The following is a 24,254-nucleotide window of genomic DNA, read 5'->3' as shown; positions in this document are numbered from 1 at the left end:
TGGGCTTTTATTTTTTGCCCAATGCTTCTCCGTTAGTACAGAAAAAATGTTAATGTTAAAATAACTTTGTCTAATTGAAATTTAGTTTTTTTGAAACTGAAAGGCTGTGGAAAAATGGATGAAAAGCAAATGTTTCATTTGATCGCAAAAGATGTGAAGGTAAAACCGTCACAAGTGGAAGCCGTTATTAAACTGTTGGAAGACGGGAATACAGTGCCTTTTATTGCCCGTTACCGTAAAGAAGCAACCGGTTCCCTTGATGAAGTTCAAATTAAATCGATTGAAGACCGGTACCATTATGTACAGCAATTAGAGCAACGAAAAGAAGAAGTCATCCGATTAATTGACGAACAAGGGAAGCTCACAGAAGAATTAGCGGCTGAAATACGGGCGGCAACAATCCTTCAGCGTGTGGAAGACTTGTATCGCCCATATAAACAAAAACGCCGCACTAAAGCAACTATCGCAAAAGAGAAAGGTTTAGAACCGTTAGCCGATGAATTGATGAAATTCGGGATGGATTCGATTGAAAGTTTAGCCAGTCCATTTATCGATGCAGAAAAAGAAATATTGACGGTGGAAGATGCGATTAATGGCGCTAAAGATATTTTGGCCGAACGATTTTCTGATGATGCCAAAGTCAGAGATTTATTAAGAAAATTTACTTGGCGGGAAGGAGTCATCACCACAACGGTAAAAGATGAGCAAAAAGACGAAAAGAAAGTATTCGAAATGTATTACGAATACGAAGAACCTGTAAGAAGCATCGTTCCACATCGCACCCTTGCTATTAATCGTGGTGAAAAAGAAGAAGTGCTGAAAGTGTCCATTCAAGTTCCCCTCGATAAAGCATTGCAAATAATGGAAAAAGAATGGATTCCATTAAAAACAAGCTCGCCTTCCGTGACACCGGTAAAAGAAGCGATTGAAGACAGTTATAAACGTCTTATCCAACCATCCATCGAGCGTGAAATACGGAATGAATTGACAGAAAAAGCGGAGGCCCAAGCCATTCATATCTTCTCTGAAAATTTAAAACGTTTGCTTTTGCAACCGCCAATGCGTGGCATTACTGTTCTCGGTGTTGACCCTGCCTACCGGACTGGATGCAAATTGGCCGTTGTAGATGAAACGGGGAAACTCCTTGAAATATCGGCGATTTATCCACACCCGCCTGTATCAAAAGTGGAAGAAGCAAAAGCGACTGTTAAATCCCTTCTAGCTAAATATCCAATTGACATTATTGCGATTGGCAACGGCACAGCATCGAGAGAAACGGAACAATTTATTGCGGATGTATTAAAAGATGTGGAACGAAAGGTATCATATGTGATTGTCAGTGAAGCAGGGGCTTCCGTATATTCGGCATCGGAAATCGCCCGGGAAGAGTTTCCAGACTTGCAAGTAGAACAAAGAAGTGCTGTATCGATTGCAAGACGTTTACAGGACCCATTATCTGAACTGGTGAAAATAGATCCGAAAGCTGTTGGTGTTGGCCAATATCAGCATGATGTATCCCAAAAAAAATTAGCAGAGTCCTTAACGTTTATTGTTGAAACAGCTGTAAACCAAGTAGGAGTGGATGTTAATACTGCATCAAGCTCTCTATTGCAATATGTTTCAGGTCTTTCCAAAACCGTCGCAGAAAATATTGTAAAAATGCGAAGCGAAAACGGAAAGTTTACATCCCGCACTCAATTAAAGAAAGTACCAAGACTTGGCGCAAAAACATATGAACAAGCCATTGGATTTTTGCGTATACCAGATGCAGAAAATCCATTCGATGCCACTGGGATTCATCCAGAAAGCTATGAAACAGCAGAAAAAATTCTTGAGCTATGCGGGTTATCGAAAAATGATATCGGCACAGAAAAATGCGAAAAGACATTAAGTGAAGTAGATATTGTTCAATTAAGCAAGCAATTAGGCGTTGGAGAAATTACCGTTAAAGATATTGTGGATACATTGATGAAACCAATGCGCGATCCTCGCGATGAGTATCCGCAGCCACTGTTAAAAACAGATGTATTGAAAATGGAAGATTTAAAAGAGGGAATGGAGCTGCAAGGAACGGTTCGAAATGTTGTGGATTTTGGAGCTTTTGTAGATATAGGTGTAAAACAAGACGGACTTGTCCATATATCAAAATTGAAAAAAGGAAGAGTAAAGCATCCCCTTGATGTGGTTTCTTTAGGAGATATTGTAACCGTATGGGTTGAGAAAGTAGAATTGGAAAAGGGCAGAATCGCTTTAACCATGATACCTCCAGAAGAACAAAAGATTGAAAAGAAAGAAGCAAAGTAATTGAATTTTTTGGGAAAGAGGGCGTCTTAAAGACAATGTAAGACGCCCTCTTTGCAACTGTCACATGCTAACCGCAGATAAATTGCGATCAGATGGCGCGTTAGTTTTGATTACCTCGAGAGCATCAAAAATTTTACTATTATAGGTGAGGTGGTTCTGAAAGTTTTCTACTTTCTGGACATCTCCATCTCTTTTTTGTATGTTAGATTTATATAATATTTGAAGCTTGGTGAAGAAAATGACAGATGAACAGCTTCAACAATTAGTAGAGCAATTATCTTTGGAATACTTCGGCCGACGTTTTTTACATAAAGCTTATTTTAATTCCCGCCTTAGAACAACAGGCGGGCGATACTTGTTAAAAAGCCATAACATTGAATTGAATCGAAAATCATATGAACTCTTTGGCATAGAAGAATTGCGTGGTATTATTTTGCATGAACTTTGCCATTACCATCTTCATCTTCAGGGAAAAGGCTATAAACATCGAGATCAAGACTTTCGGAACTTATTAGCCAAAGTCGGCGCACCAAGATATTGTTCTAGAATTGAAGAAAATTATAAGGAATATAAAACGGTATACCTTTATAAATGTGTAGAATGCCAGCAACAATATATTCGAAAAAGAAAATTAGATGTTAGAAAATATCGGTGTGGCAAATGCTATGGTTTATTAAAAAAAGTAAGTGAAAGTAGAAAAAAATAGCTTTACACTAGTTTTGATTTGTGCTATATTAAATAGCGTCGTTACGAAATGCAGTTTAAATAATGAAGATTGAAAAACAAATAAAATTTTATTAAGAAACATGTTGACTTTTATTTCATTTGTGATTAAAATAATAAAGGTCTGTAACAAACGAATAATGATTATTCCGAAGTAGCTCAGTGGTAGAGCAATCGGCTGTTAACCGATTGGTCGTAGGTTCGAATCCTACCTTCGGAGCCATGGCCCCTTGGTCAAGTGGTTAAGACACCGCCCTTTCACGGCGGTAACACGGGTTCGAATCCCGTAGGGGTCATTTTAATTTTGGTCCCGTGGTGTAGCGGTTAACATGCCTGCCTGTCACGCAGGAGATCGCCGGTTCGATCCCGGTCGGGACCGCCATTGTTGTTGGGGTATAGCCAAGCGGTAAGGCAACGGATTTTGATTCCGTCATGCCCAGGTTCGAATCCTGGTACCCCAGCCAACTTTTATGAGCCATTAGCTCAGTGGTAGAGCATCTGACTTTTAATCAGAGGGTCGAAGGTTCGAGTCCTTCATGGCTCATTTGTCTATCTAAAAAAGTTGACAAAACCACGTTATCATTTATAATTAATAAAGCCACCGATAAATGCGGTCGTGGCGGAATGGCAGACGCGCTAGGTTGAGGGCCTAGTGGGGGCAACCCCGTGGAGGTTCAAGTCCTCTCGGCCGCACCAATTTGGAATGCGCGTTCTATTTTAAAAGTATGCGGGTGTAGTTTAATGGTAAAACCTCAGCCTTCCAAGCTGATGTCGTGGGTTCGATTCCCATCACCCGCTCCACAGATATAATCATGAACCTTGAAAACTGAACACCAAAACGTTAATGTTTAAATAATCTAATTCGTTAACCCTCGTTGACGGATTAGAGATGGACAAATTTTGAGCTTAATCAAATTTTCTTTTTTGGAGAGTTTGATCCTGGCTCAGGACGAACGCTGGCGGCGTGCCTAATACATGCAAGTCGAGCGGACCAATTAAGAAGCTTGCTTTTTGATTGGTTAGCGGCGGACGGGTGAGTAACACGTGGGTAACCTGCCCTATAGACCGGGATAACTCGCGGAAACGCGAGCTAATACCGGATAACACATCGAAGCGCATGCTTCGATGTTGAAAGATGGTTCTGCTATCACTATAGGATGGGCCCGCTTGACGTGAAATCTGGGGAACTTGACGCGGGGAAGAAAGAACTTGTCAAGGGAATTCAAGGATTGTTTTGAATAGAAGGGTTTAGATGCTATCTTAGCTTGATAAGAAATAACATGAACTTGACGTGAAATCTGGGGAACTTGACGCGGGGAAGAAAGAACTTGTCAAGGGAATTCAAGGATTGTCTTTAATTTAGAGGATTAGATAATTTCGAGCTTGACAAAAAATAAAGGAAACTTGATGTCAACTTCAAAAAACTTGACATAAGATGAAATAAATCTAAAGACTTTTACATTATAAAAATCCCCAACTAATTATTTTCTTAAAACCCCCATTTCTATTTTCGGGAAGTTGCTTTTTAATTTGCTTGCTTAGTTCTTTCTTTCTATTCCAAAAAATTATGGGAATAGCAAATTTAATAACATCCTTGAATTTTGCATTATATCAAGGGTTATAGACTCAATAAAATCATATATGTAAATAATGGGAACGTTGATGAAGTGTAAGTGCGATTAACCTTAATCAAATTAAAGTTGTATTCAATAAAGAGGTAGATGAAACATCAGCTGAAAATCCAGCTAACTACATTCTTGATGGTACAGCTTTAACTGCAGCTGATAAAGCAGTTCTACAAAAAGATGGTAAAACTGTGATTATTACTTTAGATACTCCTAAAACACAATACGATAAATTTATCTTTGAAACTACAAAAGGTATCTTTACCAAAGATAAATGTGTTGCTATTATCAGTTGGTTGTTCAGCAAACGAAGAAAACAATGCAAATGAACCAGAGAAGGAAGAAACGACGGTAAAAGAAGAACAAAAAAATGAGCCGAAGCAAAATAAAGAGCTAACGAAGAAAGTGAAAGAAGAAGAGGGCGTACTTAATGGTCAAGTGTATATGCAAAACGGAATGGCAGTAGGAACGCTGGTGTTAGATAAAAAAGTTAGCGATGCGGATGCAAAGAAACTAGCAGAAAAATACGCAAAAGAGCTAAAAGAAGAGTATAAGGATATGAAAGTGAACGTACAGGCTGTTCGTGATGGAAAGAATGTGGCGAATATAACTCTAGATTAATAACGGGCTTGGTTCTTTGTCAAATGGTGTTGGTGAATAAATGTTAGTGACATTATTTGGTAAAGGTAATCGGATGGCTTAGGGGAAATTCGAGGTTCCCCTAAGCGGTTTTTATTTTCGCTAAGTTTTGGGTAATGAATATTCGGTTTCTAAAGTGGTAGAAGGTGCGATAACCGAAAGAAATGCGTTTCATCACCTTGATTTTGTTATTACTCCCCTCTAAAATGCCGTTGTTATAACCCGTTCCAGAGTCGCAGAAAATAAAGGCCATCGCTCCAGCTGCGGATTTCACTGATTTAAACTGGTGATAGTGATAATTCGGCTGATAGTAGCTATAAAAGCTGTCAATGACTCGACTGACAGTGGTATGAGATACATTGTGTTTGATGGCAATATCTTTTTCGGAGATTTGATCTTTGGCGTTTCAAGCAATTGATACTTTTGTATTGTTGGAAATGCAACAGTTTTTCGCCACGACGCTCGTTTTTCAAGTAAACGTGGCATGACAATGTTTACAGAAATAACGCTGTTTACGCAATTTTAAATAGGTATGAAAACCTGAAATGCTAGGCATTTTAATGAGAGACGTTTTAAAACCGTGTTTAATGATTTGATCATCAAAGACATGTCCACAAGCATAGCACGCTTTTGGTTGGTAAGTGAATTGGCCATAAAAGACTTTTGATTGGACCCCTTTAATGAGTTCTTCTGCACAAAAATTTTCATCAAATGTGATATTTTTATCTTTTATATTGAGTAGGTGTAAGTTTTCTGGATGATGATGAATTTCTTCAATTTCTAAACCATCCATAAAAGAATCATTTCGTTTTTTCTTGTTATGTCGTTTACGAACAACTGTGTAAGTCACAGTTTCCGTGCTTTGTTCTCCTGTGTGCTCAGGTTCATTAAAAAAAGGGTCGTCATCAAACAAAGAACACTGTCCATCTGGAGCTTGGTACTTTGATTTTTCTGATTTTGAACCATAAAGAAGTTTCGTTAGATAGCGAACTTGTTCAGTCAACACTTCAATTTGTTTGGATAGCTCCTTGTTTTGATTGGTTAACTGATCATTTTGTTTCTTCATATATGTTAACTGTTCTTCAAGAAGTTGAGTGACTTTTTCAGTCGGCATTGAAGTGTTGCCCAAACGATTCACCACATTTCCGTACAAATTTCATATTGAATTGATTATATCATTAATGGGTGGTTAGAAGATACCTTTTTTCGATTTTTGGATGGCTTTAGGTTGTTGAATCGAGAGCCCTTCCAGTAACCATCTAAGCTCCTGTTGAGTCAGATTTCGAACCTCATTTTCGTTTCTGGGCCATTGGAGTTTGCCATTATCGATTCGTTTGTATAACATGGCGAAGCCATCCCCATCAAAATATAAACATTTATACCGGTCTTTCTTCCGTCCACAAAATAAGAAAATGGCGTCACTATATGGATCAAGTTCGAAAGAATCTTGGATTAACGTTGCCAAACCATCAATTCCTTTTCTCATATCCGTTCGTCCACAGATAATATAGATATTTTTACATTTAGTAAAATCATGAATCACTGCGATTCAACTCCTTGATGACCGTTTGGATGATGTGAGGTTTTACCCCGGGGTAAAAGGAGATTTTCAAATCCGTTGCTTGAATAACACATACAGGTCTGAGAGGACCACGACTCGTTAAGGTTGAAGTTGAATCGGAATCAGATTCCAATTTGACAGGTACGATATTTAGTTTTTCAATTGCCAAACAAAAACACCTCCTCTGTAATCGATAACTCTATCTTACAGGGAGGTGCGATTGGTTGAAATGCGTCGTTTGAATTCGGGTTTACTATGCAACCGTACAGCTTAGAGGAACTTCGAATCCTCTAAGCTTTTTTCATTGTGGTGTATTTGATTTCAATACTCCAGCTATTAAATGTTATGAAAAAGTAGGCTTCAAAAAAGAAGGCTTGCTAAGAGACGCTAGAAAATATGGCGACAAGTATTGGAATCTAATAGAAATGGGAATCCTAGAGGATGAATGGAAAAAGCTAAATCGTTATAGAAAGTAGAATGAATCATTTTTTATCATCATTTACGGTGTTGTCCATTATTTATGGTTTTACCTATAAAAAGCTTTCCGATTCTATTGTAAAATCTCGGGAAGCTTTTAGTTTTTATTGTTCTGCCTCTATTGCCATTTTGTGGTTCTAATCAAATTGCATTTCTATTATTGTAATGATAATCAACCTTTACCTGCTTGGATAGATAAACAATATTTTCATAGGCGTGAATGGTTTTTGTCATCCTTACCGGTAGTATATGTTCATCAAATTCGAAACGGTAATTTTTGTTGCATCTAAAGTGCAATCATAAATTGGCTATTCTTTAGTGATAATTGTGCTATGTACATAAAAGAAGCAGAAGAATAGATATAGAATGAGAACCTTTTTTGGGGTGAATAGATGAAGCGGTTAAGAAGAAATATGATTGTCATTATGTTTATTGTGATCGCCAGCATCATTCATTTTTTTGTTCATTATTTCCTATAATTGGATATCTATGCATCTCTCTATAAAGACAGAACAATTTATTTCTAGAAAAGTAATGAATGAGTTACTATATAGAGAGATGTTTTATTTTGCTTTTCATTGAAGATTATAGGGTCTTTTAGATAAACTATTGTTGATGTCAAGTGAGAGGATATGTGATGGGAATGTATGAAAAGGAAGTGCACTCTTTAGAAGAGACGAATCAGCTTGCGATTCGTTTAGCTCAATTACTTGAGCCTGGAGATAATATTACTTTTGAGGGAGATTTGGGAGCAGGAAAAACAACTTTTATTCAAGCTTTAGCAAAAGGACTCGGCATTTCCAAAACGGTGAACAGTCCAACTTTTACAATTATGAAACAGTATGAAGGACGGTTGCCGCTCAATCATCTGGATGTTTATCGATTGGAAAATTGTGATGAAGATTTAGGATGGGAAGAAATTTTTTATGGCGATGCAGTAACGGTAATTGAATGGGCACATTTGATTGAAGACAGTTTGCCTGATGAACGGTTGGAAATTGAAATTCACCGAATAGGTGAAAATGATCGGAAATTTATTTTTAGACCGATTGGAAAACGGTATGAACGGTTATGTGAGGAGTTATTTCAATGATTTGGTTAGGAATAGAAACTGCAAATAAACCCCTTTCCATCGCTATTGTAAGAGATGGACAAATATTAGCGGAAATTGTGCAAAATGTAAATTTAACGCATTCTATTACTTGCATGCCAGCAATTGAAGAAGTTTTTCGCAAAACGAATTTAAAGCCAGCTGATATTGATGCTATTGCGGTTTCAGAAGGACCTGGTTCTTATACAGGTCTACGAATCGGCGTGACAATTGCTAAAACGCTGGCATGGACATTAAAAAAACCTTTAGTGGGCGTTTCCAGTTTGAAAGTGCTTGCTGGCAATGCCTACTTGTTTAATGGTATCGTTTGTCCGCTGTTTGATGCAAGAAGAAACAATGTATATGCAGCAGCTTACAACGGTCATGAGTTAAAGACACTCATTCCGGAGCAACATAGTTCTTTAGAAGAACTATTGCTGCAGCTGAAACAATACAATGAACCGATTCTATTTGTCGGTGTGGATGTTGAAAAATTTAAGGAAGAAATTCAACAGGCTTTAAGAGAACAAGCGAAATTTGCACCGCCTTCCCTCCGTTTGCCGAGGGCTTCAAAGTTAATTGAACTTGCGGAAAAAGAACCTTTGCCAGCAATAGAAACTATTCATTTCTTTGTTCCGAAGTATCACCGTTTAGCTGAAGCGGAAGCAAAATGGTTAGAGGAACATCAAAAGGAGCAATGATGATGATTCGCTATCGGAAAATGACTGTAGAAGATGTGGAGGCAGTGCATGCTATAGAAGTGGAATCTTTTCCAACCCCTTGGTCGCTGGATTCCTTTCATTATGAAATGAGAGTAAATCCTTATGCCAACTACATTGTGGCAGAAGATGAAACCGGCGCTATCGTTGGCTATTGCGGCATGTGGATCGTGATTGATTCGGCTCAAATCACCAATGTGGCAGTGACAAAAAAGGCAAGAGGGCAAGGCATTGGCGAAGGGCTAATGAGAGAAGCGATGCGCGTTGCAAAAGAACAGAAAGCGGAAATGATGAGTTTGGAAGTGCGTGTTTCCAATACAGTAGCACAAAATTTGTATCGAAAACTTGGGTTCCAAGAAGGTGGAATTCGAAAAGGATATTATACAGATAACCATGAAGATGCTTTAGTAATGTGGGTGAAATTATAATGGAAAACTTGATTTTAGCAATAGAAACAAGCTGTGATGAAACCGCTGCAAGCGTTATACGAAACGGTAATGAAATTCTCTCCAATGTAGTCGCTTCACAAATAGAAAGTCAAAAAAGATTTGGCGGTGTCGTGCCGGAAATTGCATCCCGCCATCATGTGGAACAAATTACAATAGTGATTGAGGAAGCCTTGGAAAAAGCAAATATTGCGCCATCTGAATTAGATGCGGTTGCCGTAACGGAAGGACCTGGGCTTGTTGGCGCATTGCTTATTGGCATAAACGCTGCAAAAGCTTTTGCCTTTGCCCATGGATTGCCAATCATCGGCGTACATCATATTGCTGGACATATTTATGCAAGTGCGCTTGTGGAACCAATGCAATTTCCGCTTCTTGCCCTTGTCGTGTCTGGAGGGCATACGGAATTAGTTTATATGAAAGAACATGGCTCTTTTGAAGTTATTGGAGAAACTCGCGATGATGCAGCAGGGGAAGCGTATGACAAAGTAGCAAGGGTATTAAACTTGCCTTATCCGGGAGGTCCCCATATTGACAGAATGGCTCATGAAGCGGAAAAAGGCGTTGATTTTCCGCGGGCTTGGTTAGAGGATTCCTACGATTTTAGCTTCAGCGGTTTAAAATCGGCTGTGATTAACTACAAACATAATATGGAACAGCGAGGACAAGAAATTTTTCCGGAAGAAATTGCAAAAGGCTTCCAGGACAGCGTAGTTGAAGTATTAACGACGAAAACTGTGAAAGCAGCTAAAGAATACGGTGTTAAACAGGTGATTGTGGCCGGCGGGGTTTCTGCTAACCGCGGATTAAGAGAAAGTTTATCAAAAGCACTCGCTCAAGAGGGGATTCCATTTACGGCTCCTCCATTACATTTATGCACTGATAATGCAGCGATGATTGGCGCATGTGCAGCTTATATGTATGAAGCCGGGGTCAGAGGAGATTTAGCAATGAACGGGATGCCTGGAAAGGAACTAAAAAGTTGGGTATAAGAGGTACCCTCTGGCAATATTAAAGGGTGCGTCTGAAAAGTCATTTCAAGACGCCCCCTTTGCGGCTGTAGCTGGAGTTTTTGCCGCAGATAAATTGCGATGAGGAGGCGTGTTTGTTGTGACACCGCAGGGAAAGTTTTTAAGAGCATATTACTATTAAGAAGTAAGGCTGTTCAGAAAGTGTTCGACTTTCAGGACAGGCCTTTTTTTATTTTAGAAATAGTTTAAGTTATGCATAGTTAATACTTTTCTGAAAACTTATCCACAAGTATGTTAATAACTTTCGACATTTGTCAAGAGGAACGTTCGTACTTATGCACATTTTGTGGATAACTTGTGGATAAGATGTGATAAAGTTGTGGGAAATCAATATATTGTGTGTATTTGTTCAATGTTGAATGTGAATAATTAAAATTTTTGATGTGAATAATGTGGAAAAGTTTGTTGATATGTTGATATGCTTGAGTTTTTCCTGTGAATAAAATTGTGGGAAAAATTTATCGAAAATTGTCTATTGACCAAGATATATGTATATGAAAATGGTATTTTCACAAACAAAAAGCCACCTGAATCATCAGGCAGCTCGTATTATTTCAGATTTTCCAATTCTTCCTGCAGTTCCAGCCACTCGAGTTCCAGTTCACCATGGGATTGTTTTAATGCGTCCAGTTGATTTTGCAAATCCAATGCTTTTTCGTAATCGCTGAAAATCTCTGGTTCGCATAGTTTCAGTTCAATTTGTTTTATTTCCTCTTCGTATTGGGCTAAGTTTTTTTCCAACTCTTCCAACTTCCGTACAATCTGTCTTTCTCTTTTCTTGATTTCTTTATTGATGGTGGATGGCCGTTCTTTTTTGGCTTCTTGTTTTTCTTCCTGTTTGGAAGCACTCATTTCTGCCAATTCGATCAATTCTTGTTTTTTCTCCACATAATAATCATAATCTCCTAAGTACTCAAAAACACCCGTTTCAGACAGCTCGACAACCTTTGTAGCAATTTTATTAATAAAATAACGGTCATGGGAAACAAACAGGATGGTTCCAGGATAGTCCATCAGCGCATTTTCCAAAACTTCCTTGCTATCCAAATCAAGATGGTTGGTTGGTTCGTCCAAGACAAGGAAATTGGCTTTTTGCATCATCAGCTTTGCAAGGGCAAGGCGGGCTTTTTCTCCACCCGAGAGTGCGTTGACTGGTTTTAATACATCATCGCCGCTGAATAAAAATTGCCCCAAAACAGTGCGTATTTCTTTTTCTGGCAATAATGGCCATTCATCCCACAATTCATTTAATACCGTTTTATTGCTGTGGAGTTTTGCTTGATCTTGATCATAGTATCCAATTTTGACGTTTGTCCCATAGCGGAGTTCTCCAGCAAGAGCCGGCAAGTCTTTGACGATGGTTTTTAAAAAAGTGGATTTTCCCACACCATTTGGGCCAACGATGGCGACACGGTCTTGCCGAAATATGCGCAAGTTGATGTTTTGAGAGATGATATGATTTTTGCTATACCCAATGGATAAATGATCAATAGATAGAACATCATTTCCGCTTTGGCGTTCAATATCAAATCCAAATTTAGCGGTTTTTTCATCGCCTGAGGGAGCATCCATCCATTGAATGCGCTCCAGCATTTTTCTTCGGCTTTTCGCAAGTTTTGATGTAGAGGCGCGGGCGATGTTTTTTTGAATAAAGGCTTCCAGCTTTGCTTTTTCGTCTTGCTGTTGTTCATACATTTTTAAATCCCGTTCATATTGTTTTGCCTTTTCGTCCAAATAATCGCTATAATTTCCTACAAATCTTGTAACTTTGCCTCTGGAGACTTCATACACGATATTGACAATCTGATCCAAGAAATAGCGGTCATGGGACACCATTAAAATGGCGCCGGAATAAGATTTTAAATAACTTTCAAGCCAGCTTAAAGTCTCGATATCTAAATGGTTTGTAGGCTCGTCTAAAATTAATAAATCCGGCTTGCTCAACAACAATTTGGCAAGGGCTAACCGGGTGCGCTGGCCGCCGGATAAAGCTGAAACACGCTGGTCGTAAGTTTCCGGATAAAATTTCATGCCATGAAGAACAGAGCGGGCATCCGCTTCGTATTGATAGCCGCCTGCTTCTTTAAACGCATGCTGCAAGTGGTCATATTCAGCCACTATTCGAGCGTAAACGGTCGGATTTTCATAGACGGAAGGATCCGCCATTTGCTGTTCCAATTCTCGAAGCCGAATTTCCTGCTTTTTTAACGGCTCAAATACCGTCATCATTTCTTCCCAGATGGTAAGATTTGAATCAAGTCCTGTGTGTTGCTCTAAGTAGCCAATTGTTATATCTTTAGGAATGATGATTTCCCCGGAATCGTAAGACATTTGGCCAGCAATGATTTTGAGTAGGGTGGATTTTCCAGCGCCATTACGGCCGACTAATGCCACACGGTCCCGATGTTGAATTTCCAGTTTTACATCGCTTAATATTTCATCAGATAAGAAGGATTTTGATAACTGATTCACTTGAAGTATGATCATGTTTACACCTCAATTCACTCTTCTTTAGTGTAATAGAAGTAGGGAATTCAAGCAATGTGGATGCTTTACTTCTTGTGGTATGTTTAGTAATATAAAATCAATTTCGATTTGAAAGTAACAGGGGGATTATCGTGGTGAAGAAAGATATAAAAATTCCACAAGCGACGACGAAAAGACTTCCTCTTTATTATCGCTTTTTGCAAAATTTCGCAAATGCTGGAAAACAAAGAGTATCATCTCAAGAATTAAGCGAGGCCATGAAGATTGATTCCGCTACGATTCGTAGGGACTTTTCTTATTTTGGTGCTCTAGGGAAAAAAGGATATGGATACGATGTAAATTATTTGCTGGATTTTTTTAGACAAATCCTTGATCAAGACGAGGGAGCAAACGTTGCTTTAATTGGCGTGGGGAATTTAGGAAATGCTCTTTTAAAATATAATTTTCAAAAAAATCATAATACGCGGATTGTCGTTGCGTTCGATACGAAGGCACCGATGGAAGGGCATGAAATCAACGGCATTCCTGTTTATCATCCCGACCGGTTAGAAGAAATGTATCAAAAATATAATGTAGAATTGGCAATATTAACGGTATCTTCACGTTCAGCGCAAATGATTGCAAATCGCCTAGCTGCCATCAATGCAAAAGGAATATTGAATTTTACACCGGTCCGTCTCAATGTGCCGGATACGATGAAAGTCATGAATATCGATTTGGCTGTAGAGTTGGAAGCTTTAATCTATTTAATTCGCAATAGTGATTGATAAAAAGTTTTCACAATCAACCAGGGATAGATAATGCAAAATGTGTCGAATTGGGGTAAAATAGTTACATATTATGAGGAGGTGGCAGCAATGGTTGTGCACTTAAGTGCAATTTCACCAACAGCCGTAGTAATTATTTGCGTCGTTGCGTTAATTATTTTTGGACCGAAAAAATTGCCTGAATTTGGACGAGCTATGGGAACGACTTTGCGCGAGTTCAAAAAAGGCACTCAAGGGTTAATTGATGAGACCGATGTTGCAGAATCTAAAAAAAATGTAATTGAACAAACTACTCTTCAAATTGATCAACAAAAAAACACCACTGAAACGGTTGAAACGAAAGAGAAAGAAAAACAATAAGTCATTTTGAGGATGTCGCGCAAATGGATCCAAAAGAACTTCCGGTTATTGAACATATAGAGGAATTAAGAAAGCGCTTAATTATATGTGCTATTTTTTTCATGATTGCGCTATTTGCAGGATTCTATTTTGCAGAGCCAATTATCAAATACATTCAATATGATGCAGAGCCATTTATCGAATACTTTCAGCCGGATTATGAGCAATCAAATGAAGGAGTCACTTTAAATGCATTTAAAGTGACGGATCCACTTACCGTTTATTTGGAAGTGACATTTTTTGTCGCGTTGATTTTAACGTCGCCTGTGATTTTGTATCAACTGTGGGCATTTATTGCACCGGGATTGTATGAAAAGGAAAGAAAGGCAACTTTAAAATATATTCCTTACGCCTTTATCCTATTTATAGCGGGGATATTATTTGGTTATTTTATCCTTTTTCCGAACGTCATGGATTTTATGATGAGTTTAAATGAACGTCTAGGTATTCAACCAACGATTGGCATTAACGAATACTTTGGCTTTTTATTCAAATTGGTCATTCCTTTTGGGCTATTGTTCCAACTCCCGGTGATAACTCTCTTTTTATCGCGACTTGGCGTGTTGAATCCAATATGGATGGTGAAATTTAGAAAGTATTCGTATTTTGTTTTATTTGTCATCGCTGTATTGATTTCGCCGCCTGATTTAATATCATATATCCTTATGTCGATACCGCTGTTCGTTTTATATGAAATCAGCATTGTGATTGCAAAAATCGGCTATAGGAAATATGAAAAATCTGAAGAACAGCGGCTAAAAGCAGAAAAAGAAGAAGAACAAAGACAACAAGTGGAAGCAGCACTAGCGGAACAACGGCGTCAAATGGAACAAATTAATGGACAAAATTAAACCTATTTTCAATGAGCATTCATTGAAAATAGGTTTTTTGTTTAATTGATGTATTGTTGAATTTTATCAATATTCAATTGCAAGAAAGTGACAAAGCCATTTAACATCATATGAGCAATAATCGGAGTAATTAAACGCTTCGTTTTATAATATAAGAAAGATAAAATAAAACCCGTGATGGTATAGAGAATGATATGGCTAAAATCTAAATGGATGATGGCAAAGAAAATGGCACTGACTAAAGCAGCCACCCAAAAATTATTTTGCGCTTGCATAATAGAACCGAAAATGACGCGGCGGAATACCAGTTCTTCCAATACCGGCCCAAATACCACTGTTGCAAAAATCATAATCGGTGCAATCTTAGTCACGTTTATAATTGCTTCCGTATTTTCGGAACCAGGGCTAATCCCTAATGCAGATTCAATTTGCACCCCGATAATTTGGCCTAAATAAATCATAAAAAAGCCGATTACGCCCCATACTATGGAAAAAAGAAGAGGCATCTTTTCTCCTTTTAAGCAATTCCAAAAGTTTTTGTTTTTTGAAATGAATATGAAGGAAATGATGAATGCAATGCCCGCAGTTACAGATGACCACCAGCCAATCAGTGCAATTTGCGCTTCACGTCCTTCCAAGTCAATCAAACTTAAAAGGAAATTTTTCAGCGGCGGTATCCAGAGCAAAAAGGAAGAAAGTTGAAAGCCAATATAAGTGAGTAATACATACAATGCTGTTTTTTGGGATTGAAAATTTTTTGAATGAGCCAATCGTATTTTTCCCTCTTTCTAAAAAATGTTTAAAATGATAATGTTAGGAATAAACGGACCTTCTTTTTACAATCTTATTCTATTGTAGAGGAAGTTAGAAAGAAAAGAAATTTTTTAATGCTTCTTACTTGCAAAAAGAAGAGTAATTCATTATTATTATAAATGTGTTAGCACTCAGTATGGTTGAGTGCTAATAAAGGTAGTTAAAATATAAAATTAGGAGGTTGTTTCACTTGCTAAGACCATTAGGAGATCGCGTGATTATCGAGTTAATTGAGGTAGAAGAAAAAACTGCTTCTGGACTAGTGCTACCAGATTCAGCAAAAGAAAAACCACAAGAAGGTAAAGTAGTAGCTGTAGGTCCTGGTCGTGTATTAGATAATGGAACTCGCGTTGAGCCTGAAGTGAAAGAAGGAGACGTTATCATCTTCTCTAAATATGCGGGTACAGAAGTGAAATACGAAGGCAAAGAATATTTAATTTTAAGAGAAAGCGACATTTTAGCTGTTTTATAATAGATTGAATCAAAATTGTGCCGATTTCAATTTATGAGTAGACAGGCATCTTTATCCCAATTTTGATTACCATAGAAAAAAATACGGAGGTAAGGCAAAATGGCAAAGGATATTAAGTTTTCAGAAGAAGCTCGCGCGTTAATGTTAAAAGGTGTTGATAAATTAGCAAACGCTGTAAAAGTTACATTAGGTCCAAAAGGCCGCAATGTTGTGCTTGAAAAAAAATTCGGTTCTCCTTTAATTACAAATGACGGTGTAACAATCGCAAAAGAAATTGAACTTGAAAACCCATATGAAAACATGGGAGCTAAATTAGTAGCAGAAGTTGCTTCTAAAACAAACGAAGTAGCTGGTGACGGTACAACAACTGCTACAGTTTTAGCGCAAGCAATGATTCGCGAAGGTTTGAAAAATGTAACAAGCGGCGCTAACCCTGTAGGTATTCGCAAAGGTATCGATAAAGCAGTGGCAGCTGCTATTGAAGAATTGAAAAAGATTTCTCGTCCAGTTCAAAATAAAGAAGAAATTGCACAAGTTGCTTCCATCTCAGCTGCTGATGAAGAAGTTGGTAAATTCATCTCTGAAGCGATGGACCGCGTTGGTACTGACGGTGTAATTACAATCGAAGAGTCAAAAGGTTTCGCTACTGAATTAGATGTAGTAGAAGGTATGCAATTTGACCGCGGTTACGTATCTCACTACATGGTAACTGATGCAGACAAAATGGAAGCAGTTCTTGAAAATCCTTACATCTTAATTACAGATAAAAAAATCTCCAACATTCAAGACATCCTTCCATTATTAGAACAAGTAGTACAACAAAGCAAACCATTATTAATCATTGCTGAAGATGTTGAAGGCGAAGCTCTTGCAACATTAGTATTGAACAAATTGCGCGGAACATTCCAAGTAGTGGCTGTAAAAGCTCCTGGCTTTGGCGACCGCCGCAAAGCAATGCTTGAAGATATCGCTATCTTAACTGGCGGACAAGTTATCACTTCAGATCTTGGCTTAGACTTAAAAACAGCGAACTTATCACACTTAGGCCGCGCTGGCAAAGTTGTTGTAAACAAAGACAACACAACAATCGTAGAAGGAGCTGGCGACCAAGCTGCAATCGAATCACGCGTAAATCAAATCCGTGCGCAAATTGAAGAAACAACTTCAGAATTTGATAAAGAAAAATTACAAGAACGCTTGGCAAAACTTGCTGGCGGTGTTGCAGTAATCAAAGTTGGTGCTGCTACTGAAACAGAACTAAAAGAACGCAAACTTCGCATTGAAGACGCATTGAACGCTACTCGTGCAGCGGTTGAAGAAGGTATCGTTGCAGGTGGTGGTACTGCATTAGTAAATGTTTATAAGGCAGTAGAAAAAGTATTAGATGAAGTTGATGGTGATGTAGCAACTGGTGTAAAAATCGTGCTTCGCGCTCTTGAAGAACCAGTTCGTCAAATCGCAGAAAATGCTGGCTTAGAAGGTTCAATCATCGTAGACCGCTTAAAACGCGAAGAAGTAGGCATCGGCTTCAATGCTGCTACAGGTGAATGGGTGAACATGATTGAAGCTGGTATTGTTGACCCAGCAAAAGTAACTCGCTCTGCATTACAAAATGCTGCATCTGTCGCTGCATTATTCTTAACAACTGAAGCAGTAGTAGCAGATATTCCAGAGCCACCAGCACAAAATTCAGGAATGCCAGATATGGGCATGATGTAATAAAACATATATAACACCATCTTTTGGGAACGAAATAATAAAAAAAGGGTTCTTTCCAAATTCATGGAAAGAGCCCTTTTTTATGTGCGCCCGGCATGTACATGAACGATAGGGTGTAAGTCCCGAACCCCGAAGACAGAAGTAGAGGTTAGCTCAACGCAAGGGTGTCCGTGGTGACGCGGAATCTGAAGGTAGCTGGAGGCAAACTTCCGGTCCGAGGAACACGAACCTCATATAAGGCTAGGGATGATTGAGTGAGTTTGCAAAACAAAACAAAGTTCTTTCTGCCGAAGGTCATATCGAGTAAATGAGGCGGATAGATGGTGTGAAAGTGCATGTACTTACCAGGGGAGGTCTGGAGGATAGGTGAAGTATGCTTCATAACCTACTTAGTGATAAGTAGCTGAACCGTCAGAAGTCAGCAGAGGTCATCGTATTAGTTGGTTTAGAACTACTAAGAAGGACCGAACAATGAAGAGAGAATAGCCCTTGGCATTCAGTGGGTCATGATGAACACAGAAAACGTAGTACCTCACTTGAGGAAGGAAGCGGTGAATCACGTGGGAGACCTCTTGTGGGTGGAGTGACCACTGGCATAAAGGGAACAGCTATTCACGGAAGTTATAAAAACTTGCGTCAATCAACTTAATTGAACCGCCGTATACGAAACCGTACGTACGGTGGTGTGAGAGGATGGGAATTCATCGCTCCCTCCTACTCGATTGTATTGATTGCTTTGTAAAATTATAATTTTTTATATATTTATAATAAATTTTATATAATTAGTATGTTTTAAAAGGCGATAAATTATTTTATAATAATGAATAATACGTGATTGATTATTGTAATCTTATAGAGGACCAATTTTTCATGATCATGTTAAATGGGCCTTTACTGTATTTTTGGAATCTTTGAAAAGCATCATAGAAAAGTTATTTCACTTTTCTAAAAATTATGATATCATTGGATACCAAAGTTTCATATATCTTACTTTTTGATACTTTTCTTTTCATGTATAATAAAAATAGCTAGTTTTTTGTAATGAAACATCATTGTGTGTGGAGGTTTCTTATGGAAGTGTTAGATATTCTAGATAGTTTAAATGAAATGACCGTGTATTATGAACCGGTTTTTAGTGCGGATTCGCATTCAATCGTTGCCTATGAAGTCTTTGGGAAGCTTACAATAGATGGCAATACAATTGATATTGTTGAGTTTACATACGATAAAGCGATGCCAGAAGACTTGCGGAAAGAAGCTGAACTTTATTTAATTGATAAGGCGATAAAAGAAATTAAAGATTCTCTAAAAGACTTTTATTTCTATCTTCCATGCAATCCAAACTTATTTATGACGGATGTGGGTGAAGCATATTTTCAAACGATTAAACAAAATATTGACGAATCGCTGTTATCAAAAATCTATTTAATCATTCCAGCCCATAAATATGAAGGAGATTCTGAGGATTTACATCATCCAATTCGCTACATGAAAACTTATGGGGTCAAAATTGCTTTAGACGAGATTGGAAAGGACAGCAATTTGGACCAAATTTTAATGATGGAGCCCGCTGTATTAATGATTAATATCAGCCAATTGAATTATGATGCGTGGGGATCACAAAATCCGGTGTTTTTAACGATTCAAAATTTGGCCATCAAAATGGGTGCTGCTTTAATGTTTACAGACATTAAAACAGATTATCAATTACATCATGCTTGGAAACATGGAGCCCGCTATTTTAAAGGAGAATATTTACAGAAACCTTCTACACAATTAACGCCGATAGATGCGTCTAAAGAGCGATTCCGCAACGATTGTAAACAATTTATTGCAACGGAAAGAAAACAGTTAGAGTTAAAATACGAAGAAATGAAAAAATTAAAAAGAAACATTTTGACGATTGTGGAGCAATCCAAAATACAAAGTGATGAAGTGGAGTCACTCTTGGCATTAGCAAATAAATTAACCCCGTATGCTTTTCGATTTTATATTTGCAATGAAGAGGGTTTTCAAATTTCACCAAACATTGTCTTTAAAGATGGTGAGTGGGAAGTAGAACAAGAGGCGCTCGGGAAAAACTGGAGTTGGCGTCCATATTTCTTGCTGAATATTATTAAATTAAAAGACGATGCAAAAGCTGAATTATCCAATATTTACAGCGACATTAAAACAGGGGAATTAACCCGCACATTCTCCATGAAATTAGATGAGGATGAATATTTATTTATTGATATTTCCCATGATTATTTATATGAACATAATTTATTAATATAGACAGATTACTAATCAGGCTATCTAGAGAGTGGGGAGGCTTTCTAGATAGTTTTCATTTTTTTCAAGAGTGATGAAATTGTTATTTTCTTTGAACAGGCATCATAAAATCTATTGATTGCTATAAGCGCGAAAAGGAGGATGTAAGATTCAAATCCATGTTGTTCGTCCAGGAGATACGATTTGGGGCATCGCGCAAGCCTACAACGTAAATGCTCAAACCATTATTCAAACCAATCAAATTGAAACGCCTAATGAATTAGTGGTAGGGCAGGCCGTTGTTATTCCGATTGTAGGCAGTTTTTATTGGGTTCAGCCAGGAGACACTCTCTTCACCATCGCACAGCGCTTCGGATTAAATTATGTGGTCCTTGCACAAATCAACGGAATTAACCCAAACCAACCATTGCTGCCAGGATTCAGGTTATATATTCCTCCAAGACAGAAGACAAATACCGAAGTAAATATTTACATTGAACCAACGGGAGATACCGTCAGCCAACAACTGTTAGACAGCGCTCGGGAAGTGGGAAGACATCTTACTTATTTAGCTACTTTTAGTTATCAAGCACGCAGAGACGGCAGCCTTGTGCCAATGCCAATTCAAGGAATACCGGAAGTGGCTCAAACTAGCGGCGCTTCCTTGATGCTAGTTGTAACGAATTTGGAAAATGGACAGTTTAGCGGTGAGCTAGGGAGAGATATATTGCAAAGCTCAGCTGTACAAGAGGTGCTTCTTGATAACATCATTGATGAAGCCAAACGCATTGGTGGAGTATCGGATATTCATTTTGACTTTGAATTTTTGCCGCCGGATCAAAGAGAAGCCTATAATAATTTTTTGAGAAAAGCGGCGGAACGTCTCCATGCAGAAGGATTGCTAATATCCAGTGCACTGGCGCCGAAGCTTTCCCGAGAACAAGCAGGACAATGGTATGAAGCCCATGATTATCGGGCCCATGGAGAAATTGTGGATTTTGTTGTGTTAATGACATATGAATGGGGCTATTCTGGAGGACCACCAATGCCTGTTTCACCCATTACAGAAGTTGAGAAAGTATTGAATTATGCATTGACGGAAATTCCGAAAGAAAAGATTATGATGGGACAAAATTTATATGGCTACGACTGGACCCTTCCGTATGTGGAAGGAGGAAAATATGCAAGAGCCATCAGTCCTCAGCAAGCCATCGCCATTGCAAGAGATCATCAGGCGGAAATACAATATGATTACATTGCCCAAGCTCCTTATTTTTATTATGTAGATGATGAAGGAAACCGTCATGAAGTGTGGTTTGAAGATGCCAGATCGATTCAGGCGAAGTTCGATTTGATGAAACGCTTGAATTTGCGAGGAATTAGCTATTGGAAGTTGAGCTTTTCATTTCCTCAAAATTGGTTATTGATACAAGATAATTTTAATGTGGTAAAAAGGTGAAAAGCATTACATGGAAGCCCGAGTCTCGAAAAATTGAGCCGGGCTTTTATAATGAACATTACATTGCAAATACAAACAAATATTATCTGCATTTCATAATACAGGTATAAATACCTATTTAATCCATTAAATATATATTTTAAAATAGAAGTAATAAATATTTTTATACTAGGAGGATTTTTGTAGTGAAAATAAAGAAAATTGGAACGATTGCAACAGCTGCCACATTGTCGGTTGGACTGCTCGCAACTCCGGCTTTTGCCCAAACACCTGTGAACTTTCAAGAAACTCCGCAGCAATTAGACATCATCGTAGCATCTACTGAAACGAAAGTATCCAAAAGTGAACTCATCAAAAAATTTAAAGCGATTTTTCCGAATAAATACGACTTCTTAAAGGAATCAGATTTTGATTTATACAGTGGATTTTATTCAGAAGATGACAAAATTCGTTATCATTTAAGTTTCAATAAAAGATTAAGCGGCAATCGATATATTTATGGGAATATCGTTTTTGCAGGGGAAAACTTGGAAGTTGAATATTTAGATATAGAACCATTGAATACGGAAGATGCCTTGTTCCCTGCTAAAATATCAAAAGAAGAGGCCAAAAATATCGCTTTAAAATTCATTCAACAGTTCACATCTGGAAAAAATTATGAACTATCTGAATCGGATGACCCTTATTATTATCCAGGAGATATACAGCTATTAACAGAACCTGTCAGATATTCTTTTAATTTTGTGCGTACGGAAAACGGCATTCCGATTCCGGAGCAAAATATTTATGTAACGGTTTTAGGAAATGGAGAAATTAATAATTTATATCGCGGCGAATTTTTATCCGCAACTTATGATGATGTAAAAAATGCTAAAAGCAAAGAAGAGATTTTAAACCAAATCAAAAATAACTTATCGGTACAATTGCAATACAGAGTTGAATATGACTATCTCACAGGAGAGAGAAGTGTAGATTTAGCTTACGTGCCAAATATTTTAGATGGTGTTCATGCGCTTACAGGACAATGGTTATCCGGGGATAAGTTCCAATCGAATTTGCCAACAAACAAAAAGCCGGAATTCATTACAAGCCAAGCGTTGGCACCGAAGTATCAAGGGATGACTGTTGAACAAGCAAGAAAAAACGCTGAAGATTTATTAAAAGTTGATTCCGATAAAGTGAAGCTAGTGATTAACGGCATAGAAGAATATCAAGATTATCTAGGAAAAGAAGTCATCAACGTTTCCTATGGGTATGAATATGACCGAGGCGGATATGGGACAAGCCTATCCTTTGATAAAAAAACAGGGGACTTAGTTGATTACTTCGGCATTAAACATGAAGTATTAAGAGAAAATGGCGAAAAACAAGAAAGTAAGGAAAAAATTACGGAGCAACAAGCTCTTGAAAAAGCCGTTGAATATTTAAAACAATATGCGCCATCAAAATTGCATCAATATTCTAAACCAATCAAAGGTGCAGACAATTATTATGGCGAGTATCATTTTACGTTCCCGAGAATCGTTAACGGCATTCCTGTATCAGGCGATGAAATCTATATTTCTGTAAGTGAAACAGGAGAATTGACTCGTCTATTTATCAACTACTTCGAAAATGCGAATTGGCCGAAAGTAGACAAAGCTATTTCAGCGGATGAGGCAAAAAATATCATCGCAAACAGCTTAAATGTGAATCTAAACTATGTAAGAACAGGGGAAGATAAACATTACTCATTAGTATATACGCCGATTTACAACGGCAATACATTGAGCTATTTAGATGCTATTAGCGGCAAATGGAAAACGCCTAGCTATATAAAAGATCCTGAATTGGAAGAAGTGCCTCATGTTTCTCATCCAACAGCAGAAAAAGAATTGAATTTCTTCATTGAGAACGGTTATTTAGAAATTGCTGATATTAATAGCTTTAATGCTGATGCTCCAATTAAAAAAGGCGAAGCAATCAATGCGCTAGTCAAATCTTTAACATATTTCTATGACGGCTACGCTTATGGGGATGAAGAAGTAAGCGAGCAAACATTCGACAATATCGGTCCGGATCATCCGTATTATAATGTTGTAGAAAAAGCAGTTTCTTTAGGCATTCTTGATGGAAGCCAAAAAACGCTGAATTTAAACGGAAATGTGACAAGAGAAGAATTGGCTGTATGGTATGTAAGAGCGTTAGGTTTAAATGAAGCTGCAAAACACGCGGATATTTATAAATTGAATTTGAAAGATGCAGAGGCAGTCAATAAAAATTATTTAGGATATGTGACATTAGCAAATACGCTTGGACTTGTGACAGCAGAAAATGAATTGTTTGATCCAACTCGCTCAGTCACATATGCTGAATTTGTCAAATCCGCTGTGAAACTTGCCCATAAAGCAAAAGAAATGAATGTAGAATTTTAAGTAGT

General features: G+C 37.9%; 20 protein-coding genes, 7 tRNA genes, 2 pseudogenes and 1 other annotated feature. Of the genes and pseudogenes, 23 read left to right on the top strand and 6 right to left on the bottom strand.

Annotated features, from left to right (window positions below):
- Nucleotides 1-114: 114 nt before the first annotated feature.
- The 10 genes from DKZ56_RS00845 (at nucleotide 115) to DKZ56_RS00800 (ending at nucleotide 5,273) form a co-directional block, all read left to right on the top strand.
- Nucleotides 115-2,304 carry a Tex family protein gene (locus tag DKZ56_RS00845; RefSeq protein WP_208650850.1) on the top strand — a complete coding sequence of 730 codons (2,190 nt, stop codon included), beginning with the start codon at nucleotides 115-117 and terminating at the stop codon, nucleotides 2,302-2,304.
- Nucleotides 2,305-2,542: 238 nt separating this feature from the next.
- Nucleotides 2,543-3,010, top strand: a complete 468-nt coding sequence (locus tag DKZ56_RS00840; RefSeq protein WP_208650849.1) for a SprT family protein — start codon at nucleotides 2,543-2,545, stop codon at nucleotides 3,008-3,010.
- 165 nt (nucleotides 3,011-3,175) lie between these two features.
- A tRNA-Asn gene (locus DKZ56_RS00835) sits at nucleotides 3,176-3,250 on the top strand.
- Between the two features lies 1 nt (nucleotide 3,251).
- Nucleotides 3,252-3,323, top strand: a tRNA-Glu gene (locus tag DKZ56_RS00830).
- A gap of 10 nt (nucleotides 3,324-3,333) precedes the next feature.
- Nucleotides 3,334-3,409: transfer RNA gene (locus DKZ56_RS00825), tRNA-Asp, on the top strand.
- Between the two features lie 7 nt (nucleotides 3,410-3,416).
- Nucleotides 3,417-3,491, top strand: a tRNA-Gln gene (locus DKZ56_RS00820).
- A gap of 8 nt (nucleotides 3,492-3,499) precedes the next feature.
- A tRNA-Lys gene (locus tag DKZ56_RS00815) sits at nucleotides 3,500-3,571 on the top strand.
- A gap of 66 nt (nucleotides 3,572-3,637) precedes the next feature.
- A tRNA-Leu gene (locus tag DKZ56_RS00810) sits at nucleotides 3,638-3,723 on the top strand.
- Nucleotides 3,724-3,754: 31 nt separating this feature from the next.
- Nucleotides 3,755-3,828: transfer RNA gene (locus DKZ56_RS00805), tRNA-Gly, on the top strand.
- Nucleotides 3,829-4,002: 174 nt separating this feature from the next.
- Nucleotides 4,003-4,308 (top strand) — a sequence feature (16S ribosomal RNA rRNA prediction is too short).
- Between the two features lie 620 nt (nucleotides 4,309-4,928).
- Nucleotides 4,929-5,273 (top strand): hypothetical protein, encoded by a 345-nt coding sequence (locus DKZ56_RS00800; RefSeq protein ID WP_208652113.1) that lies wholly within the window; start codon nucleotides 4,929-4,931, stop codon nucleotides 5,271-5,273.
- 100 nt (nucleotides 5,274-5,373) lie between these two features.
- Here the strand turns inward: DKZ56_RS00800 and DKZ56_RS00795 are convergent.
- The 4 genes and pseudogenes from DKZ56_RS00795 to DKZ56_RS00780 form a co-directional block, all read right to left on the bottom strand.
- Nucleotides 5,374-5,505 (bottom strand): annotated as a pseudogene (locus DKZ56_RS00795) (transposase); the annotation flags it as partial.
- A gap of 255 nt (nucleotides 5,506-5,760) precedes the next feature.
- Entirely contained in the window at nucleotides 5,761-6,420 is a 660-nt protein-coding gene (locus tag DKZ56_RS15295; protein WP_222837128.1) for a transposase family protein, read from the bottom strand.
- 60 nt (nucleotides 6,421-6,480) lie between these two features.
- Nucleotides 6,481-6,834: an IS66 family insertion sequence element accessory protein TnpB gene (gene tnpB / locus DKZ56_RS00785; protein ID WP_281275669.1), complete on the bottom strand. Its 354-nt coding sequence runs from the start codon at nucleotides 6,832-6,834 to the stop codon at nucleotides 6,481-6,483.
- Nucleotides 6,824-7,021 (bottom strand): hypothetical protein, encoded by a 198-nt coding sequence (locus DKZ56_RS00780; RefSeq protein ID WP_208650847.1) that lies wholly within the window; start codon nucleotides 7,019-7,021, stop codon nucleotides 6,824-6,826. The genes tnpB and DKZ56_RS00780 overlap by 11 nt, the downstream gene beginning before the upstream one ends.
- Before the next feature lie 139 nt (nucleotides 7,022-7,160).
- Here DKZ56_RS00780 and DKZ56_RS15430 point away from each other — a divergent pair.
- The 5 genes and pseudogenes from DKZ56_RS15430 to tsaD form a co-directional block, all read left to right on the top strand.
- A pseudogene (locus DKZ56_RS15430) lies at nucleotides 7,161-7,328 on the top strand (GNAT family N-acetyltransferase); the annotation flags it as partial.
- A gap of 638 nt (nucleotides 7,329-7,966) precedes the next feature.
- A complete protein-coding gene (gene tsaE / locus DKZ56_RS00775) occupies nucleotides 7,967-8,422 on the top strand; it encodes a tRNA (adenosine(37)-N6)-threonylcarbamoyltransferase complex ATPase subunit type 1 TsaE (RefSeq protein WP_425471031.1) in 456 nt (151 codons plus the stop codon).
- Nucleotides 8,419-9,120 (top strand): tRNA (adenosine(37)-N6)-threonylcarbamoyltransferase complex dimerization subunit type 1 TsaB, encoded by a 702-nt coding sequence (gene tsaB, locus DKZ56_RS00770; RefSeq protein ID WP_208650846.1) that lies wholly within the window; start codon nucleotides 8,419-8,421, stop codon nucleotides 9,118-9,120. Before tsaE ends, tsaB begins: the two co-directional genes overlap by 4 nt.
- A gap of 2 nt (nucleotides 9,121-9,122) precedes the next feature.
- Nucleotides 9,123-9,566, top strand: coding sequence for a ribosomal protein S18-alanine N-acetyltransferase (gene rimI / locus DKZ56_RS00765; protein WP_208652111.1), 444 nt, complete (start codon nucleotides 9,123-9,125; stop codon nucleotides 9,564-9,566).
- Nucleotides 9,566-10,576, top strand: a complete 1,011-nt coding sequence (tsaD, locus tag DKZ56_RS00760; RefSeq protein ID WP_208650845.1) for a tRNA (adenosine(37)-N6)-threonylcarbamoyltransferase complex transferase subunit TsaD — start codon at nucleotides 9,566-9,568, stop codon at nucleotides 10,574-10,576. Before rimI ends, tsaD begins: the two co-directional genes overlap by 1 nt.
- 588 nt (nucleotides 10,577-11,164) lie before the next feature.
- Here tsaD and DKZ56_RS00755 read toward each other — a convergent pair.
- A complete protein-coding gene (locus DKZ56_RS00755) occupies nucleotides 11,165-13,102 on the bottom strand; it encodes an ABC transporter ATP-binding protein (RefSeq protein ID WP_208650844.1) in 1,938 nt (645 codons plus the stop codon).
- A 134-nt stretch (nucleotides 13,103-13,236) separates the two neighbouring features.
- On the opposite strand from DKZ56_RS00755, the gene DKZ56_RS00750 reads away from it, so the two are divergent.
- From DKZ56_RS00750 to tatC, 3 genes are all read left to right on the top strand, one after another.
- The gene (locus DKZ56_RS00750; protein ID WP_208652110.1) at nucleotides 13,237-13,869 is read left to right on the top strand and encodes a redox-sensing transcriptional repressor Rex; all 633 of its coding nucleotides are present in this window, start codon (nucleotides 13,237-13,239) and stop codon (nucleotides 13,867-13,869) included.
- 90 nt (nucleotides 13,870-13,959) lie between these two features.
- On the top strand, nucleotides 13,960-14,229 hold the full coding sequence (locus DKZ56_RS00745) for a twin-arginine translocase TatA/TatE family subunit (protein WP_208650843.1): 270 nt from the start codon (nucleotides 13,960-13,962) through the stop codon (nucleotides 14,227-14,229).
- A gap of 23 nt (nucleotides 14,230-14,252) precedes the next feature.
- Nucleotides 14,253-15,119: a twin-arginine translocase subunit TatC gene (gene tatC / locus DKZ56_RS00740; protein ID WP_208650842.1), complete on the top strand. Its 867-nt coding sequence runs from the start codon at nucleotides 14,253-14,255 to the stop codon at nucleotides 15,117-15,119.
- A gap of 41 nt (nucleotides 15,120-15,160) precedes the next feature.
- On the opposite strand, the gene DKZ56_RS00735 is transcribed toward tatC, so the two are convergent.
- Nucleotides 15,161-15,889, bottom strand: coding sequence for a CPBP family intramembrane glutamic endopeptidase (locus DKZ56_RS00735; RefSeq protein ID WP_208650841.1), 729 nt, complete (start codon nucleotides 15,887-15,889; stop codon nucleotides 15,161-15,163).
- Nucleotides 15,890-16,122: 233 nt separating this feature from the next.
- Between DKZ56_RS00735 and groES the strand changes: the two genes are divergently transcribed.
- From groES to DKZ56_RS00710, 5 genes are all read left to right on the top strand, one after another.
- Nucleotides 16,123-16,404, top strand: a complete 282-nt coding sequence (gene groES / locus DKZ56_RS00730; protein ID WP_208650840.1) for a co-chaperone GroES — start codon at nucleotides 16,123-16,125, stop codon at nucleotides 16,402-16,404.
- 99 nt (nucleotides 16,405-16,503) lie between these two features.
- Nucleotides 16,504-18,123 carry a chaperonin GroEL gene (gene groL / locus DKZ56_RS00725; RefSeq protein WP_208650839.1) on the top strand — a complete coding sequence of 540 codons (1,620 nt, stop codon included), beginning with the start codon at nucleotides 16,504-16,506 and terminating at the stop codon, nucleotides 18,121-18,123.
- A gap of 1,071 nt (nucleotides 18,124-19,194) precedes the next feature.
- Complete coding sequence (locus DKZ56_RS00720; RefSeq protein ID WP_208650838.1) at nucleotides 19,195-20,400, top strand: EAL domain-containing protein; 1,206 nt, start codon at nucleotides 19,195-19,197, stop codon at nucleotides 20,398-20,400.
- 145 nt (nucleotides 20,401-20,545) lie between these two features.
- Complete coding sequence (locus DKZ56_RS00715) at nucleotides 20,546-21,835, top strand: glycoside hydrolase family 18 protein (protein WP_208652109.1); 1,290 nt, start codon at nucleotides 20,546-20,548, stop codon at nucleotides 21,833-21,835.
- A gap of 185 nt (nucleotides 21,836-22,020) precedes the next feature.
- Complete coding sequence (locus DKZ56_RS00710; protein ID WP_208650837.1) at nucleotides 22,021-24,249, top strand: S-layer homology domain-containing protein; 2,229 nt, start codon at nucleotides 22,021-22,023, stop codon at nucleotides 24,247-24,249.
- Nucleotides 24,250-24,254: the final 5 nt, after the last annotated feature.

This window comes from Ureibacillus thermophilus, from assembly GCF_004331915.1.
GTDB lineage: Bacteria > Bacillota > Bacilli > Bacillales_A > Planococcaceae > Ureibacillus > Ureibacillus thermophilus.
Note: the sequence above shows the minus strand (reverse complement) of the source record. Positions and strands in the feature narration are given on the sequence as shown.

Bases quoted from the DNA above. Each gene is read 5' to 3' on its own strand.
- tsaE (WP_425471031.1), top strand. From the start codon at position 7,967: ATGGGAATGTATGAAAAGGAAGTGCACTCTTTAGAAGAGACGAATCAG.
- DKZ56_RS00755 (WP_208650844.1), bottom strand. From the start codon at position 13,102: ATGATCATACTTCAAGTGAATCAGTTATCAAAATCCTTCTTATCTGAT.
- DKZ56_RS00720 (WP_208650838.1), top strand. From the start codon at position 19,195: ATGGAAGTGTTAGATATTCTAGATAGTTTAAATGAAATGACCGTGTAT.
- rimI (WP_208652111.1), top strand. From the start codon at position 9,123: ATGATTCGCTATCGGAAAATGACTGTAGAAGATGTGGAGGCAGTGCAT.
- DKZ56_RS00845 (WP_208650850.1), top strand. From the start codon at position 115: ATGGATGAAAAGCAAATGTTTCATTTGATCGCAAAAGATGTGAAGGTA.
- tsaB (WP_208650846.1), top strand. From the start codon at position 8,419: ATGATTTGGTTAGGAATAGAAACTGCAAATAAACCCCTTTCCATCGCT.
- tatC (WP_208650842.1), top strand. From the start codon at position 14,253: ATGGATCCAAAAGAACTTCCGGTTATTGAACATATAGAGGAATTAAGA.
- groL (WP_208650839.1), top strand. From the start codon at position 16,504: ATGGCAAAGGATATTAAGTTTTCAGAAGAAGCTCGCGCGTTAATGTTA.
- DKZ56_RS00745 (WP_208650843.1), top strand. From the start codon at position 13,960: ATGGTTGTGCACTTAAGTGCAATTTCACCAACAGCCGTAGTAATTATT.
- DKZ56_RS00840 (WP_208650849.1), top strand. From the start codon at position 2,543: ATGACAGATGAACAGCTTCAACAATTAGTAGAGCAATTATCTTTGGAA.
- tsaD (WP_208650845.1), top strand. From the start codon at position 9,566: ATGGAAAACTTGATTTTAGCAATAGAAACAAGCTGTGATGAAACCGCT.